This is a genomic window from Frateuria sp. sgz306004, from assembly GCF_057750885.1.
In genome coordinates this window covers 242,287-259,135 of the sequence record NZ_JBYLFE010000002.1, presented here as the reverse complement: position 1 = coordinate 259,135, position 16,849 = coordinate 242,287, and the positions used below count along the sequence as shown (strand labels likewise).

Genomic DNA, 16,849 nt, shown 5'->3' with positions numbered 1-16,849 from the left:
GCCGCGAGGCTGGTCATGCGGCAATGCCGTGGTCTCGCGGGGAAACAAAGGCGCTGGATTCCCGCTTTCGCGGGAATGACGGACGTTTGTGGCGCTTTCGCGGGAATGACGGACGTTTCTGGCGCTTTCGCAGGAATGACGGACGTTTGTGGTGTTGTTGCAGGAATGACGGCTCTTTGCGTCGCTTTCGCAGGAAAGGGGGCCCCTTGAGGGCATTTCACGGTCATGCCGACCCTTTGCAGCAGCCGCTGCGACACCAGCCAACACGCACCGCCCCCTTGCATCCCCCGAATCCGCCGGCATATGGATCGGGCTACAATTTGCCCTCTTTGCCGGAGTTTCTCGCCCCATGTCCCTCGACAGCGCCACCCGCGAACGTATCGAATCCCTGTTGCAGACCCACCGCGTGGTGCTGTTCATGAAGGGCACCCGCCACCAGCCCATGTGCGGTTTCTCCGCTGCCGCCACCAACACGTTGAACGAGCTGCTGCCCGACTACCACACCGTGAACGTGCTGGAAGACCCGGAAATCCGCGAGGGCATCAAGGCTTACGGCGACTGGCCGACCATTCCCCAGTTGTACGTGCAGGGCGAGCTGGTGGGCGGCGCCGACATCATTCGCCAGATGTACGCCAGCGGCGAGCTACACCAGCTGTTCGGCGTGTCCGCGCCGGACCGCACCCCGCCGGAAATCACCATTACCGACAAGGCCGCCGAAGCCATCCGCCAAGGCACGGCCAACGCCCAGGGCCTGGCCCTGCACCTGGAGATCGGCCCGGACCACAGCGCCGGCTTCCAGCTGGCGCCGGGCAGCGACCACGACATCGTCGTGACGGCCAACGGCATCGAGGTTCATTTCGACCCGGGCAGCGCCCAGCGCGCCAAGGGCATCGTGATCGACTGGGTTTCCACCGTGCAGGGCGAAGGCCTGAGCCTGAAGTTCCCGGGCGCGCAAGAAATTGGCAGCCTCACCGTGCAGCAGCTCAAGGAGCGCCTGGCCGCTGGCGACCTGACCCTGGTGGACGTGCGCCCGGCCCATGGCCGCGCCCAAGCCGCCCCGCTGGCTCAGGCCCGTATCCTGGAAGAGGAAGGCTACGAAACCCTGGCCGCCCTGCCCAAGGACGCCCCCATCGCCTTCATCTGCCATCACGGTGTATCCAGCCGCGGCGTGGCCGAGCGCTTTGCCGCGCACGGCTTCACCAAGGTCTACAACGTGGAAGGCGGCATGGATGCCTGGGCACGCGACATCGACTCGTCCGTGCCGCGCTACTGATCCCTTTCGGAAGTTTAGACGTCCAAAGCGCCCACCTCGGTGGGCGCTTTTCTTTTGCATCCACGGCAAGTGAAATTCAGTATTCATTCATAAAAATCTCACTCATATCGAGAAATGCTGCGATTGCACAGGCGCAAGATCGCACGCCCCCGCGAATCGCGCGGCCTCGTCACGAAAGGTTTCGGCCGCCAGCCCGCATGAACACGCACCGGGCCCGCCGGGCCGCGCCGTGATACCAAACCGAAGCGCGCCCGTCGGTAAAGTAAAAACGACAAGTTCTTTCGACCCTGAATGGCTCGTTCATCACGGTTGTGTAACGTTTGGACTACACGTAACGTCGAAATGGCGACGCGGTCTTGCCACGAGATGGCAGCGCGTGACGCTGGGGAGCTACAAGCCAAGCCGAATGCCTATTTGCCATCTGCGCAAGCAGCGTGGCGCGGTTTTCTGCGGCCTAAAAAATCGTGGCCGGTCTTTCGAGGCCGGCGTTTTCCGGGGACGCCGCGTTCGCGCTGTCGTCCCACTTGGGGAGAGTAGAGCCATGCTGTTAAGTCGCTTGCCTGCACCAGGCCACCACGGGATCGCCGACGCGTCCCCGCACACACCGAACGCCGCCGGCTAAGCCGAGCGCCTTCCGGGTGCCCCGCGACGCGGGGCGTCTTTCACGGAGATAGGGCCAGCCATGCCCACTCGTGCCAGTCACGGGTGACGGCGGCGTGCACCCGCGCGCCCGCCAGCCGGCCCGACGCTTTCAGTCGTACCACCTGGCTTAAGAGGAAAGCATGTCCATCCATCGATTCACTTCCATGCCGCGTCGGCACACGCTGCGCCACACCGCCATGGCCTTGGCCGTCGCCGCTGGCGTCAGCCTGGTCAGCCCGGTCGCGGCGCAGAGCTCCACCGGCGCCATCTTCGGCAACGCACCCGCCGGCGATACCGTGGTTATCCAGAGTGACAGCGGCCTTACCCGCGAAATCACCGTGGACGCCAACGGCCGCTACTCCGCTGGCAGCCTGCCGCTGGGCTCCTACAAGGTGACCCTGAAGAAAGACGGCGCCACGGTGGACTCGCGTTCCAACGTCGCCCTGACCGTGGGTGCCGGCACGCAGGTGTCCTTCGTCGCTACCGCCGCGGCCGACGCCAAGAACCTCGGCGCCGTCACCGTCATGGCCAACGCCCTGCCGGCCATCGACGTGAGCCAGATGGACTCGCGCACGGTGATCACCGCCGACCAGCTCACCAAGCTGCCCGTGGCGCGCAGCGCCGAAGCCATCGCCGTGCTCGCCCCCGGCGTGAACACCGGCAGTACCTACTTCACCGGCCCGACCGGCCAGACGCTGGTGTCCTTCGGCGGCTCGTCCATCGCCGAGAACGCGTATTACATCAACGGCTTCAACACCACCGACGTGCTGCACAACTTTGGCGGCATCACCCTGCCCTACGGCGCCATCGACCAGCAGCAGATGCTGATCGGCGGCTACGGTGCGCAGTACGGTCGCTCCGATGGCGGCGTGATCAACCAGGTCGGCAAGCGCGGCACCAACGAATGGCATTTCGGCGCCCAGGTGGTGTGGCAGCCCAAGTTCGCCGAATCGGACCCGGACAACGCCTTCTACCCGACCGGCTCGCAGTTCCTCTCCGGTCCGGGCAGCCGCCAGGGTCAGATCTACCAGTTCCGCAACGACAACAAGTCGTGGGAACACGTTGAAGACGCCTACTTCGGCGGCCCGCTGATCAAGGACACGCTGTACATCTTCGGCGCGGTCGAGTCCGATCACATCAACGACGGTGTGAGCGTGGCCTCGCGCTCCACCCTGACGCAGACCGACTACTCGTACTCGCGCCCCAAGTACTACGGCAAGATCGACTGGAACATCAACGACAGCAACATCCTCGAATTCACCGGCGCCTCCAACAAGTCGATGTACTCGGGTAACACCTACGCGTACACCTACACGCCGCCCGCCACCAAGGGCACGCTGGGCAACTACCTCGGCCCGGCCACGTACACCAAGAACGGCGCGGACCTGTGGGTAGCCAAGTACACCGGCTACATCACCGACGACCTGACCGTCGAAGCGCTGTACGGCAAGATGAACCAGATCAACTACAGCCGCGCCGCCGGCGGCGACGACGCCTACGTCCTGCACGCGTACAACCAGGATCCGTCCATGATCCCGGCCGGCTCCAGCGGCATCACCGGCCCGCAGATCAACGAAACCGTCGACGACCCCAACGCGCACGACAAAACCTCCAACCTGCGCCTGGATCTGAACTACAAGATCGACGGCCACTCCATCACCGTCGGCATCGACAACCTGGATCTCAACTCGATCGACATCGGCACCACGCCGTCGGGCCCGGGTTACTACTGGGTCTACTCGGTGGGCGACCCGAACGCACCCATCCAATCGCTGCCGGGCGAAAGCGTCGGCGCACCAGGTGGCAACGGCTACTACGTCGCCAAGACCATCTACGCCAACGCCGCCAGCGCCCGCGTGAAGCAGCGCGCGCAGTTCATCGAAGATGCCTGGCAGGTCAATGACCGACTGCTGCTCACCCTCGGCATTCGCAACGACCAATTCACCAACTACAACCCCGATGGCATCGCCTACCTGCGCCTGACCAAGCCGCAGTGGGCGCCGCGCCTGGGCGCCAGTTGGGACGTGTATGGCGACTCCTCGCTCAAGCTCTACGCCAATGCGGGTCGCTACTACCTGGCCGAGCCGCCCAATGTGGCCATTCGCGGTGCGGCGGGCAGCACGTACACCTCGCAGTACTTCACCTATACCGGCATCGACCCGACCACCGGCGCACCGCTGGGCCTGTCCCAGATCACGCAGGATCGTTACCCCGGCGTATCGGCCAACAACGAGTTCGGCACCCCGCCGGACCCGAAGACGGTGACCAGCGCCAACGCCAAGGCCGAGTACCAGGACGAGTTCATCGCCGGCTTCGACAAAACGCTCGACCTGTTCGACCAGCACTGGGTGTACGGCGCCAAGGGCACCTACCGCGTGCTGCGCAACGACCTGGACGACGTGTGCGACGACAACACGATCATGAACTACGCGTCCGCACAGGGCCTGGACCCGGTGGCCGCGCTCGGCTCCACGGGTTGTTACATCATGAATCCGGGTCGCACGGCGAACATCAATGTGTCCAACGGTGCGGGTGGCTACAGCACACTAACCATTCCGTGGTCCGCCTGGGGCATGCCCAACCTGCTGCGCAAGTACGTCGCCGCCAACTTCTACCTGGAGCATCCGTTCGACGGTAAGTGGTACGGCCGCATCGACTATGTGTGGTCGCACAACTTCGGCAACACCGAAGGCTCGGTGCGTTCGGACATCGGCCAGCAGGACGTATCGCAGACCGAAGACTGGGACAACGCCGGTGTGATGACCAACGCCAACGGCGACCTGGCCAACGATCGCCGTCACCAGTTGAAGATGGTGGGCTACTACCAGATCACCCCGGAATGGCTGGTGGGCGGCAACGCCCAGATCCTCTCCGGCACGCCCAAGATGTGCCTGGGCTTCTTTGGCCCGCAGCAGGATGACCCGTTCGGCTACGGCGCGGCCTATCACTTCTGCGGCCCCAACGGCACGCCGGCGCCGTCGGGCTCCACCGGCCGCACGCCGTGGCAGGAGATCTTCAGCCTCAACGCCGAATACCGTCCGAACTGGGCGGGCAAGAAGCTGGCGTTCGACGTGATGGTCTACAACATCTTCGACAAGCAGGTGATCACGCAGTACTACCCCACCTCCGAGTCGGGTGCGGGCGTGGTGAACAAGAGCTGGCAGGTACCGCTGTCGTGGACCACGCCGCGTTACGTGCGCTTCTCGGTGAGCTACGACTTCTGATCTCCCCCCATCAGAAGCCGAGCTTTACCTCCTGAAATCGCTCCCCCGGCAACGGGGGAGCCTTCCGGTGCCGGATCTTCCGGGGACGCAAGACCCATGAGACCCTCCCGTGCCCCGATAACGGCGGCGGGGTCCCCGGCGCACCAGGCGGCGAGATCTTCGCCGCCTTCTTTTTTGGGGGGCGCCGCTATACTGGCTCGTTAGCTAGCCCACAGCATCCCCTGATAGCATGTAGGTGACGCCTTACAACGTGTGCCCTATGCGTATCCTGCTGGTCGAAGACGATTCTCTGGTTTCTGACGCTATTACCCGTGGCCTGGTAAGCACCGGCTACGTGGTCGATGCCGTGCCCGACGCCGAATCGGTGGCCGCGCGCCTGGCGGATACGCACTACGACCTGGCCATCGTCGACCTGGGCCTGCCCGGCGAAGACGGCCTGTCCCTGGTACGCAGGTTGCGCCGCAACGGCAGTTCGCTGCCGCTGCTGATCGTGACCGCGCGCGACGGCCTGGACGACCGTATCAACGCGCTTGATCTGGGCGCCGACGATTACCTGGTCAAGCCGTTCGCCCTGCCCGAGCTGGCCGCCCGCTGCCGCGCGCTGATTCGCCGCGCCACGGCTGCCGCCGCCAATGAAATCGCCATTGGCGGGCTGCGCATCGACCTGGCGGGTCGCCGCGCCATCAACGCGACCGGCGACGTGCTGGAGCTGACCCGCCGCGAGTGGTCCATCCTTGAATGCCTGGCCCATCACAGCGGTCGCGTGGTGAGCAAAGAGCGCCTGACCCAGGCCATCACCGGCTGGAGCGAAGACATTTCGGGCAACGCCATCGAGGTGCACGTATCGCGCCTGCGCAGCAAGCTCGGCGGCTCCGCCACCGTGCGTGGCATTCGCGGGCTGGGCTATCGCCTCGAAGATGGCTGAGCGCAAAAAGCGGCCCAGTAGCGTCCACGGCCGCCTGCTGGGTTATCTGCTGGCGCCGCTGCTGTTGCTGCTGGTGGCTGGCGTGGCGGTTGATCACCACGTGATCGTCAACCCCATCCATAGCGCGTTCGATCATTCGCTCTCCCGTGCGACGCTGGCCATCGTGGCACGCATCCACCCCACGCCAGACGGCGAGCTGGCCGTGAGCCTGCCCCAACATCCGCCGCCGCCGTTGCGCGCTTGGGAGGGGGAGCAATTTTTCTATCGGGTCAGCCGACCCAACGGGCATACCATCGCCGGCGTCGACGACCTGCCGCTCGCGCCCGACCAGAAATCCGACGACGGCTTCAGCTTCACCAACATCCACTACCGCAACACGCCGTTCCGTCTGGCCACTTACAGAACGACGGAATTCGGCGAACCTCTGCTAATTACCGTGGCCGAAACGCCCATTCGGCGCGATCGCGCGGTGAAACGCCTGGATGTGGCGTTCCTCATCAACGACACCTTGCAGATGGCGGCCGTGCTGTTGATCGCACTGATCGGCATTCGCGTGGCGCTGCGCCCGCTGCAACGCCTAAGCCGGCAGATCGCCGGGCGGCCGCCACAAATCATGTCGCCGCTGCCCACCCATCAAGTGCCCAGCGAGGTGCTGCCGGTAGTGGAATCGCTCAACACCCTGCTCGGGCGCGTACGCGACTCCGTGTTGTCGCAGCAACACTTTATGGCCAACGCCGCGCACCAGTTGCGCACCCCGCTAACCGGTCTCAAGGCGCAGTTGGAAGTGCTCGAACGCGAAACCGCCGGCACCCCGCTGGAAGAGCGCATTACCCTGCTGCACGGCGGCGTGGATCGCCTGGCGCACACGGCCAACCAGTTGCTCACCCTGGCGCGCGCCGAACCCTCGGCCCATCGCGCCAGCCACTTCGCACCGCTGGACCTCCCCCGCTTGGTGACCGAGGTGATCGACGGCGCGCTCGATCGCGCCCTGACCCAGGGCATCGACCTGGGCGCCGACACCCAACCCGCCCACGTCAGTGGTGTGTATTGGTTGCTTCATGAGCTGCTGATCAACTTGATCGACAACGCGCTGCACCACACCCCCGAAGGCGGCAACATCACCGTGCGTTGCGGCGTTGCCAACAAGCAACCCTTCCTGGAGGTTGACGACAGCGGCCGCGGCATCCCCCCCGAGGAGCGCCTGAAGGTGCGCGAGCGCTTCTATCGCGGCGCCGGCAGCCCCACCGATGGCTGTGGCCTGGGCTTGTCCATCGTGGAAGAAGTGGCCCGGGTGCACGGCGCCCGCCTGAGCATCCTGGACGGCACCAGCGGGCGCGGCACCCGCATGCGCATCGACTTCCTGCCCACCGGCTGACAGCCAAACGCGAGCACCTTGCCGGCCGGCACTTTGAAATTGCCCTGACCGGCCCCAAAGTGGGGGCAGTCATTGTCAGGGAGCCCCCCGTGTCCATACCCAGTGCCGTCAAGAGCACGCCGATCGGCAGCCGCCAGCAACTCACCGACTACCTGGCCGCCGGCGAAAAGCCGCGCGAAGCCTGGCGCATCGGCACCGAGCACGAAAAATTCGGCTTCCTCACCGACAGCTTGCGTCCGCCCACCTTCGACGGTGAGCGCGGCATTCGCGTGCTGCTCGAATCGCTCGCCTCCCGCTACGGCTGGGACGTAGCCCGCGAAGGGGACAACCCCGTGGCGCTCTCGCGCGACAAAGCCTCCATCACCCTGGAGCCGGCTGGCCAGTTGGAGCTTTCCGGCGCGCCGCTGGAAACCATCCACCAGACCTGTTGCGAGGTGAACACCCACCTCACCGAGGTGCGCTCCATTGCCGACGACCTCGGCATCGGCTTTCTTGGCATGGGCTTTCAGCCCAAGTGGCGCCGCGACGAAATGCCGTGGATGCCCAAGGGCCGCTACAAAATCATGCGCGAGTACATGCCCAAAGTCGGCAACCTCGGCCTGGACATGATGACCCGCACCTGCACCGTGCAGGTCAACCTGGATTTCGACAGCGAAGCGGACATGGTGCGCAAGTTCCGCACCAGCCTGGCCCTGCAGCCCATCGCCACCGCGCTGTTCGCCGACTCACCGTTCACCGACGGCAAGCCCAACGGCTACCTCTCCTACCGCTCGCACGTGTGGGAAGACACCGACCCCAACCGCACCGGCATGCTCGACTTTGTGTTCGAGCAAGGCTTTGGCTACGAGCGCTATGTGGATTACATGCTCGACGTGCCGATGTACTTCAGCTACCAGAACGGCGAGTACATCGACCTCTCCGGGCAGGACTTCAAGCGCTTCATGGCCGGCGACCTGCCGGCCCTGCCCGGCGTGCCCGCCACCATGAAAGACTGGGCCGACCACCTCACCACCGCCTTCCCCGAAGTACGCCTCAAGCAGTACCTGGAAATGCGCGGTGCCGATGGCGGCCCGTGGAACCGCCTATGCGCTCTGCCCGCCCTGTGGGTAGGCCTGCTCTATGACGACGACGCACTGACGGCCGCGTGGGATCTGGTGAAAGACTTCACCCGCGAAGAACGCCACGCCCTGCGCGACGGCGTACCGCGCGAAGCACTCAAGCTGCGCTTCCGCTCGCACAGCGTGCGCGAGCTGGCCGCCGAAACGCTCAAGATCGCCGCGCACGGCCTCAAGCGCCGCGCGCGCCTCAACCGAAACGGCGCCGACGAAAGCATCTTCCTGGAACCCATGATCGAAATTGTAGAAGCCAACCAGACACCCGCCGAACGCAAGCTGGAACTGTTCAACGGCGCCTGGGGCGGCAAGGTCGATCCGGTGTTTCGCGAATTCGCCTACTAAGCAGTCGTGCACCACAAAGCCCCGCCGATTCGGCGGGGCTTTTCTATGGGGCGCTCAGTCACACGGAGGTTCAACCGATGCCCATGATCGATGCCCGACTCGGCCGCCTTCGCCTGCTCGACTGGAACCACCGGCACCTCACCGCCCACAGCACGCTGAGCGAAGCGCATATCGCCACGCGCTTCGCCACGCAGTTCACCGTGAAAGCCAATGGCCGCATCTACACGGCCAATCACCAGAACTACCTGGAATTCCTCAACGGCTTTCGCCGCACCATCCAGTCCATCGACTACGACATCCACGAACTCATCGCCGAAGGCAACCAGGCCGCCGTGGCGATGACTGCCCGTGTGCACCGCCTGGACGGCACGCTGGATCGTTTCGAAGCCATGTTGTTGCTGGCGTTCGATGAGCAGGGCTTGGCGACGTTGTGGCATGAGGTGTATCTGCCGGCGTAATGCGCCGCGCCACAGTTCGCCAGCGCCTGCCCACGTGTGCACTGACAGCGTATGCCGCCGCAGAGGCGCGCCGGGGCCGCATGCTGCGACGGGTGTTCGCCTGACAAGGCGTTCGGCGCGCCTCTGCTACTTTTCGTCTCGTTGCGCGTGGAGTGTCTGAATCCGCTTGACGCGCAACCGTGACCCTTGGGTCATGAGGCGCGGGCCGTGCGAGCTGACACTCACACGACCCGCTAACCATCACCAACTATCTGGAAGTTGATCATGGCTACCCACGATCATACGGCACGCGCACGCCCGTCTTTCCCACCAGAGGCTACGCACGCGACCTCCGCCGACAGGCTGGCCCCCTCAGCCGCGGCGCAGGACGCAGAGCAGCGGTTGTTAACGCTGATTGGCATTGCCCGCTCCGCAGACGCCTTGCTGGGTCTGCTGATGGATAGCGAGGAGGCTCTCCTCGCCCCGTCGCGCCGAGGTTCCCTGCCGGTACGCAAGCTTGCCCTAACCCCGTTGGAATCCACGGGGTTATCGTTGGCTGTGCATTACCTGCACTCCAATGCGCGCTTGTTGGGCCAAAAAACCGCCGCCAGCACTTGACCCGTCCGTTGATCGCCCCCGCGGCGCACCGGGCGTGTTGCCGGTGTGCCGCACCTTGGCGATGACGTACGCCTGAATTGGCATTTTGCCTACATGTATCGCTGCGCTCGCGCCGGCGTGTTTAAGCGTGCGCGCACATCAACCAAGGATAGTGATGAGTCGGATTTCTCTCACCCCACGCATGCACGTTGGCCACCGAGTACCGCTGCGCTCGCCAGCGCAGGTACTGCTGCACGATTTTCTGCTGCCACAGCGGTTGCCGTGGGGGCAGGCAGCCCGGCGCATGGGCGTTACCAGCTTGGCGCTGCAGCGTTGGATGACGGAGGGCGAGCGGACCACGCCGGAGTTTGCGCGCGCCTTGGCGCGAGGGTTTGGCACCACGGCGTTTTATTGGATGGTGCTGGAGGCGCGTTGGCTGTTGGAGGGGGATATGAGGCCTTAGGGAAGGTCTGATGAAACGACATGCAGCTCGTCATTCCTGCGAACACCAAGAAGGGGGCAAGAGCAGGAGGGGCTTTTCAACAGCCGAGAGGCTGGTCATCCAGTGCCTCTACGCTCAGGCGCTTACAGGCGCTGGATCCCAGCGTTCGCTGGGATGACGAGCTGAACCGGAGCATCGTAAGGGGAGGTTTGATCAAGCGACATGGTGCTCGTCATTCCTGCGAACCCCCAAAATGGCAAGAGCAGGAGGGGTTTTTCAACAGCCTAAGGGTGGGTTTTCCCGCGCCTGTGAATACTTGAACGTAAAGACACTGAATGGCTGCCCCTTGCTCTCAGCAGCTCGATAACGCCCGCCCATTTTGCGGGAGCCATGGGAATAATCGCGGCATGCACGATCATCCAGCCAAGGGTTTCGGCTAGCACGCTACAACGAGGTGCTTAGCCGCACGAGCCAATCGGGGCTATGCGATAGCACGAAGGCTTCGATGGTGTGGTCAAAGCCGGTGAGCACCAGCACACCGATCAATACAAAGCACAAACCAAGCACCACCTTTGCGCCCTGCCCGGTGCGCAGCAAGCCGCCGCGCAGCCGTGCCAGCGTGGCGCTGGATAGGCCACTGAGCACCAATAATGGCAAACCGGCCCCAAGGCCGAACATGGCCATGACCAGAGCAATACGTGAGAGGTCACGACCTTGCGCGGCGAGTGTGGTGGCAGCGCCGAGTGTGGGGCCCACGCAAGGGCTCCACACCACGCCCAACAGCAAGCCGATAAAGAGCTGGCTCACCGCACCTTCGCCACGAACCTTGCTCAACAACGTCTGGCCAGCCTGGCTCCAGGATGCACCGACCCGGGCGAATGCGCCCTGCCACACAGGCAGCAGCATGATCAGGCCGAACACCATCATGAGTACGGCACCGGCGCGCCGCACGACGTTCGCATCGATACCCAATGACGCGCCCAGCGATGCCAGTACCGTGCCGGCCAGCGCAAACGACAAACTCAGACCCAGCGCGAGCGCCGCCGCACCCCAACGATGACGCGACAATGCGGACGCCAGCAGCAGCGGCAGTATCGGTAGCACGCAGGGCGACAACAGCGTTGCCATGCCAGCTACGAAGCTGAGGCCATAGGTGGGCAGGGAAAAATCCATCAAAGCGCCTGCTGCAAGGTCGAGCGAATCTGCGCTTCGTCAGTCTGCCCGGTGGAGCGGCCAACCTCGTGCCCTTGCTTGAACACCACGAAGGTGGATTGGTGATTGACCTTGAGCGATTTCTCCAAGGCGGTTTCGGTGTCGAAGTCGGCGACGAAGATCGTCAACGGTGCAAACGCGGACTCCTTGGATAAGCGATCCACAATGGGCTGCTGCGCGCGGCACGTGGGGCACCAATCGGCGTGAAAGTACACCACCACCGGTTTGCCGGCCGCGAGGCTCTGCTGATATTGCGTGGCGTTGTAGGGCAGCTCGGCGGCATGCAACTGCGCCGCAAAAGCGAACAGGGCGCCGAGCAACCCGGGGGAACGGAACATGCGCATGGGCGTGAACTCCAGACAGTGAGGATCAGGGCGTAGCGGTGCGGGCGGAAGGAAGCGCGCGCACGGTGTCGTGTGTCGTCGCGGGCACACGAATGCCCAGCGCACGTGCCAGCAAGGTATCCACGCTGGCTTTGCCGGGGCCGCTGACGAGCAGCCAGAAGAAGATCAGGCTGTAGACGATCTCATCCGCCTCGACGTAATCGTCCAGCCCCATCAGGTTGGTGGACACCACCAGCGTTACCGCTACCGCCATGTTGATCAGCATGGGAATGCACACCAGGCGTGTGCACAGGCCCAGCATGATCAGCAAGCCGCCGACCAGCTCTGTCCATGCGGAAAGCCCGGCGCTGAACGCGGGATAGGGAATGCCCCACCCCACGAAGCGCTGCACGAAACCATCGAGGTTGTGCACCTTGGCGATGCCGGTTTCCAGCCAGAAGTAGCCGAACACCACACGCACCACCAGCGGCCCCAGCCACTCGATGCGATGAAGACTCTGTAGCAGGCGAGAGGCCGTTGTGGCGATGAAGGGGCGCATGGCGAGGTGTTCCGCAGTAAAGGTGGCCTGCATCATGCGAAGGGCGCATCGCGCCCGCCATGTTCCAGCGTCCATGCTTTCTTGCCTTGCGTCCGATCCTGCGTACCGGGGAAGAAACACCCGAGGTTGCCGGACGATCGGGCACAAAGACGGGACGCTGGGGAACAGCCAGCGGTGTGCCGGGTGTCCAGAATGCCTACCTGTCGGCACCCACCAGCGTCCCCGCCCCGGGAGGTCCGACGCCTATACAGTGCGCCGCGCTTGTGCGGCATCTCGAATGCTCAGGAGAACTCCATGAAGAACAGCAAGCTCAATGGCGCGGCGATGGCGATGATGGTGGCCGGCCTGTTCGCGGTGACGTCGATGTCCGCCTCCGCCGCCGACAAGACCGCCAGCGGCGACACCGCCAGTGTGAAGTGCATGAATTCGTCCAGCTGTAAGGGCCACGGCGCGTGCAAGCAGGCCACCAATGCCTGCAAGGGCCAGAACGCGTGCAAGGGCCAGGGCTTCACCATGCAGAAGAGCCAGCAGGATTGCGAAGCCGCGCAGGCGGCCGCCAAGCAGTCCTAAGGCAGATCTGATTAAGCGACTCTTTGTTCGTCATTCCTGCGCACGCAGGAGGCGCTTTTCAACAGCCGAAGGGCTGGTCATCCAGCGCCCGTACGTTTAAAGATTTACAGGCGCTGGATCCCAGCCTTCGCTGGGATGACGATCCAAATCAGAGCAGTCCTGAGGCAGGTCTGGTTAAGCGACGTTTTGCTCGTCATTCCTGCGCATGCAGGAGGCGCTTTTCAACAGCCGAAGGGCTGGTCATCTAGCGCCCTTACGTTCAAAGCTTTACAGGCGCTGGATCCCAGCATTCGCTGGGATGACGATCAAAATCAGAGCAGTCCTAAAGCCTGTTAGGGCTCTCGGAACGCGCCGGGGGCCCTAACCCAAGCCGGGTGATACCGACCATGTCCAATCGCACTCTCCCTTACCTGGGCTTTGGCCTGGGCTTGCGCGTCGATCATTACGAGGCGCTGCTCGATGATCCTGGCCAGGTGCAATGGCTGGAGATCGTTTCCGAGAACTACTTGGTACCGGGCGGGCGACCGCTGCGCTGGCTGGAGCGTTTTCGCGAGCGCTTTCCGCTGGTGATGCATGGCGTGTCGCTTTCCATTGGCGGCACCGATCCGCTGGACATGGCTTATCTGGGTCAACTCGACGCGCTGGCCAAGCGCATCGAACCGGCGTGGGTTTCCGACCATCTGTGCTGGACGGGCGTGCAGGGCGTGAATCTGCACGATTTGATGCCGCTGCCATACACCGAGGAGGCACTCGCTCACGTGGTGGAGCGCGTGAAACGCGTGCAGGATCGGCTGGGCCGTCGCATTCTGTTGGAGAACGTATCGAGTTATATCCGCTTTGCCGACGCGCAATTGACCGAGTGGGAGTTTTTGGCGGCGGTGGCGGAACGGGCCGACTGCCTGATTCTGCTGGATATCAACAACGTCTACGTGAGTGCGCATAACCACGGTTTCTCGGCGCTGGCGTACCTGGAAGGCATCCCCGCCACACGCGTGCAACAGTTCCACCTGGCCGGCCACGAACAAGGTGGCGCGCTGCTGGTGGATACGCACGATGCGCCGGTGATCGATCCTGTGTGGGCGCTTTACGTGGCGGCGGTTCGGCGGTTTGGTCTGGTTTCCACCATGATCGAGCGGGACGACCACATTCCACCGCTGGAGGTGCTTCGCGCCGAACTGGCGCAAGCTCATGCACTCGCGCAGCCGTGGCTGAAGGAGGCCGCGTGAGCTCTCTCCATGCGCTGCAATGCGAGTTGGCCGACGCCATGCGCAACCCTGCGCAACCCTTGTCGAATGCACTCTGCGGTGACGCACTGGCCAGCCGCGCGCAGCGTTTGGCCATCTACCAACACGGTTACCGGCTACGCCTGCACGACGCGCTTTCAACGGAGTTTCCCGGACTGGCGTTGCTCGCGGGGCGGCGCTTTACGCGCTTGCTGGACGCGTACATCACGGCGCAGCCATCCACGCATTTCAACATTCGCTGGCACGGGCGGGAGATGGCACCGTTTCTGGCCAATACGCCACCGTGGCGCGAACGCGTGGACTGGGCCGAGATGGCCTCGCTGGACTGGGCCATTTCCACCGCTTTCGACGCGGCGGATGAATCCCCATTGGAAGCCTCTGCCCTGGCCGGCGTCGATGCGGAAGGCTGGGCGTCGTTGCGACTGACGCCACTCGCGCACGCGAGCCTGCTTACCTGCACCAGCAACATCGACGATTTTCGGCGGGCGGCCGATCGTGGACAGTCTCGCCCCGCTTTGCGGCGGTTCGCTCGCCCCCGGCACATGCTGGTTTGGCGCCCGGCGACGGAGGTTCGCTATCGCCGGGTGGACGCCGACGAGTGGCTGGCGCTTGGGGCGATGTGGCAGGGCGAGTGCGTGGCCCAGGTCTGCGAGCGGCTGGCCGCGCGATACGGCCCCACCCAGGCGCTGCCACGCCTGGCCGCCCTGCTGCAGCGGTGGCTGGCCGATGGCCTGATCGGCGGCCTGTCGGTCGGAGTGAATGGGCCGAGGTAACCGCGGGCGGGCATCCAGCGAACTGGCTTATAGCGCCACGCCCTGGAAGCCTGCCCATGTACATCGAACCGAACCCCTCCTGGCCCGCCGAGCCGCGCCCGCCGCTGGTGGAGCCGGCGCTCGAATCGCTGCTCAACCAGTCGATGCTGCAGGTGCAGGTGGTTGCCGAACTGCATCGCTGTGGCGAGTGGTTTTTGGATGAGCCGCGCTACGAGTGCGGGCTGTTCCACCTCGTGGGCCATGGCCAATGTCAGGTGGATAGCCCCGTGCTTGCCAAGGGCATGGTGCTGCAAGCGGGCGACCTGGTTATTTTCCCTCACGGTGCGCCGCATCGCCTGAGCGCGGGCGATGGCTCGGCCAGCACGAGCCTGATCTGTGGCGAGTTCCGTTTCGTGGGTGCGTCGTTGCACCCGCTTGGCCTGGCCCTTCCCGGCTGCATCGTGATACGCGCCGAACAGGCCAGCGCGCCGTTCTGCCAACTCTCGGCGATGATGGTGGACGCCGTGCACCAGGGCTGCGCGGGCCGGCAGGTGTTGCTCAACAAGTTGGCCGATGCGTTGTTCACGCTGGCCATCTGCGATTACGCCCGCGATGCGGGCGAGCGCCAGGGGCTGTTCGCGTCGCTCGCCGATCCTCGCATCGCGCGCGTGTTGCAAGCGGTGCACGACAACCCCGGCAAGGCGTGGACGATGCAGTCGATGGCTGCGCTCGCCTGCATGTCGCGTTCGGCCTTTGCGGAACGCTTTACGCAACTGATGAAGATGCCGCCCATCCAATACCTCACGCAGTGGCGCGTGAGCTTGGCCGAGCAATGGCTGCGCGATCGCCAGCAGTCGGTGGCGGGCATTGCCCAGCAACTGGGCTACAGCAGCGAAGCGGCTTTTCGGCGACTGTTCAAGCGGGTTAGCGGCACGTGCCCTGGGCGCATTCGTGGGGAGAGCTTGCGCCCGGCCACCATCAATTGACGGTGGCTGATGCGCACGAGGTAGCGCGGTTACATGTAGCCTGTGGTGGTATCGACCATGGTCAATTTGTCGGTGACGCCCACGACACCCGGTACGTTCTCCACCAGTACGCGCAGCGCGCTGCGCATGGCTTCGTTGGTGACGACGCCATCCAGATCCACTGCACCCCGTTGCACGGTGATTTGCACAGCGGAACGGGTGATCCATGGATGGCGCAGCATTTCCTGTTGGATGTGCTGCTTGATGTCGGCGTCGGACACGACATCTTCCGCCGTTTCTTCTGGTAACGCAGCCAGGAACACGCGCATCAGGTCTGCGCGACTAAGGATGCCCACCAGGCGTCCTTCGCGGGTTACCGGCAAGCGCTTGATGTGGTGACGCTCCAGTAGCGCTACGGCATCGCTCAGCGGAGCGGACTCCTCCACCGTCAGCACATCGCGAGACATGAGGTCGCCCACACGGCGACTGTGTGAGCCGACGTATTCCTGCGCGAGTCGGCGCGGCCCGAGCACCAGATCCAGCCAACGCGGGCGCCGACGTTCGGTACCCACTTCCGCACGCCGTATCAGGTCGCCTTCGGTGAGTATGCCGACCAATGCACCCTTGTCATCCACCACAGGAAGACCACTGACGCGCACGCCCAGCATGATCTGCATGGCCATGGACACGGGGTCGCTCACCAGTGCGGTACGCACCTGACCATTCATCGCTTCGCCGACTTTCATGGTTCTAGCCTCCGCTGACAGCATGAGTATGCGCGGGGCGGGTTGGGCGGCATTGATCGCGGTCAATCCCTATGGCCGAGGGGCCATAAAAAAAGAGGCCGGCAAG

16 protein-coding genes are annotated in these 16,849 nt (G+C 64.2%); 12 read left to right on the top strand and 4 right to left on the bottom strand.

Features of this window, described 5'->3' with window-relative positions; genetic code table 11:
• Positions 1-349 precede the first annotated feature (349 nt).
• The 8 genes from grxD (at position 350) to AC3G2C_RS04420 (ending at position 10,393) form a co-directional block, all read left to right on the top strand.
• Positions 350-1,273: a Grx4 family monothiol glutaredoxin gene (gene grxD / locus AC3G2C_RS04455; protein WP_488383414.1), complete on the top strand. Its 924-nt coding sequence runs from the start codon at positions 350-352 to the stop codon at positions 1,271-1,273.
• Between the two features lie 782 nt (positions 1,274-2,055).
• Positions 2,056-5,139, top strand: coding sequence for a TonB-dependent receptor (locus AC3G2C_RS04450; RefSeq protein WP_488383413.1), 3,084 nt, complete (start codon positions 2,056-2,058; stop codon positions 5,137-5,139).
• Positions 5,140-5,398: 259 nt separating this feature from the next.
• Positions 5,399-6,064, top strand: coding sequence for a response regulator (locus AC3G2C_RS04445; protein WP_488383412.1), 666 nt, complete (start codon positions 5,399-5,401; stop codon positions 6,062-6,064).
• The gene (locus AC3G2C_RS04440; RefSeq protein WP_488383411.1) at positions 6,057-7,439 is read left to right on the top strand and encodes a sensor histidine kinase; all 1,383 of its coding nucleotides are present in this window, start codon (positions 6,057-6,059) and stop codon (positions 7,437-7,439) included. The genes AC3G2C_RS04445 and AC3G2C_RS04440 overlap by 8 nt, the downstream gene beginning before the upstream one ends.
• Positions 7,440-7,528: 89 nt before the next feature.
• Positions 7,529-8,896, top strand: coding sequence for a glutamate--cysteine ligase (locus AC3G2C_RS04435; RefSeq protein WP_488383410.1), 1,368 nt, complete (start codon positions 7,529-7,531; stop codon positions 8,894-8,896).
• 77 nt (positions 8,897-8,973) lie between these two features.
• Positions 8,974-9,354 carry a nuclear transport factor 2 family protein gene (locus AC3G2C_RS04430; RefSeq protein ID WP_488383409.1) on the top strand — a complete coding sequence of 127 codons (381 nt, stop codon included), beginning with the start codon at positions 8,974-8,976 and terminating at the stop codon, positions 9,352-9,354.
• Positions 9,355-9,618: 264 nt separating this feature from the next.
• Positions 9,619-9,951 (top strand): hypothetical protein, encoded by a 333-nt coding sequence (locus tag AC3G2C_RS04425; RefSeq protein ID WP_488383408.1) that lies wholly within the window; start codon positions 9,619-9,621, stop codon positions 9,949-9,951.
• Positions 9,952-10,105: 154 nt separating this feature from the next.
• Positions 10,106-10,393, top strand: a complete 288-nt coding sequence (locus tag AC3G2C_RS04420) for a helix-turn-helix transcriptional regulator (RefSeq protein ID WP_488383407.1) — start codon at positions 10,106-10,108, stop codon at positions 10,391-10,393.
• Between the two features lie 423 nt (positions 10,394-10,816).
• On the opposite strand, the gene AC3G2C_RS04415 is transcribed toward AC3G2C_RS04420, so the two are convergent.
• Genes AC3G2C_RS04415 through AC3G2C_RS04405 form a run of 3 tightly spaced genes read right to left on the bottom strand, consistent with a single transcriptional unit; the run spans position 10,817 to position 12,466 of the window.
• Positions 10,817-11,545 (bottom strand): cytochrome c biogenesis CcdA family protein, encoded by a 729-nt coding sequence (locus AC3G2C_RS04415; RefSeq protein ID WP_488383406.1) that lies wholly within the window; start codon positions 11,543-11,545, stop codon positions 10,817-10,819.
• Positions 11,545-11,928, bottom strand: a complete 384-nt coding sequence (locus tag AC3G2C_RS04410; protein ID WP_488383405.1) for a thioredoxin family protein — start codon at positions 11,926-11,928, stop codon at positions 11,545-11,547. The genes AC3G2C_RS04415 and AC3G2C_RS04410 overlap by 1 nt, the downstream gene beginning before the upstream one ends.
• Before the next feature lie 25 nt (positions 11,929-11,953).
• The gene (locus tag AC3G2C_RS04405; protein WP_488383404.1) at positions 11,954-12,466 is read right to left on the bottom strand and encodes a DoxX family protein; all 513 of its coding nucleotides are present in this window, start codon (positions 12,464-12,466) and stop codon (positions 11,954-11,956) included.
• Positions 12,467-12,760: 294 nt separating this feature from the next.
• Between AC3G2C_RS04405 and bufA2 the strand changes: the two genes are divergently transcribed.
• From bufA2 to AC3G2C_RS04385, 4 genes are all read left to right on the top strand, one after another.
• Positions 12,761-13,036 carry a BufA2 family periplasmic bufferin-type metallophore gene (gene bufA2, locus AC3G2C_RS04400; RefSeq protein WP_488383403.1) on the top strand — a complete coding sequence of 92 codons (276 nt, stop codon included), beginning with the start codon at positions 12,761-12,763 and terminating at the stop codon, positions 13,034-13,036.
• A 386-nt stretch (positions 13,037-13,422) separates the two neighbouring features.
• On the top strand, positions 13,423-14,262 hold the full coding sequence (gene bufB / locus AC3G2C_RS04395; RefSeq protein ID WP_488383402.1) for an MNIO family bufferin maturase: 840 nt from the start codon (positions 13,423-13,425) through the stop codon (positions 14,260-14,262).
• Positions 14,259-15,053 (top strand): HvfC/BufC family peptide modification chaperone, encoded by a 795-nt coding sequence (locus AC3G2C_RS04390; protein ID WP_488383401.1) that lies wholly within the window; start codon positions 14,259-14,261, stop codon positions 15,051-15,053. The genes bufB and AC3G2C_RS04390 overlap by 4 nt, the downstream gene beginning before the upstream one ends.
• Positions 15,054-15,109: 56 nt before the next feature.
• Positions 15,110-16,018 (top strand): AraC family transcriptional regulator, encoded by a 909-nt coding sequence (locus tag AC3G2C_RS04385; protein ID WP_488383400.1) that lies wholly within the window; start codon positions 15,110-15,112, stop codon positions 16,016-16,018.
• Positions 16,019-16,047: 29 nt separating this feature from the next.
• Here AC3G2C_RS04385 and AC3G2C_RS04380 read toward each other — a convergent pair whose 3' ends face one another.
• A complete protein-coding gene (locus AC3G2C_RS04380; RefSeq protein ID WP_488383399.1) occupies positions 16,048-16,743 on the bottom strand; it encodes a CBS domain-containing protein in 696 nt (231 codons plus the stop codon).
• Between the last annotated feature and the right edge of the window lie 106 nt (positions 16,744-16,849).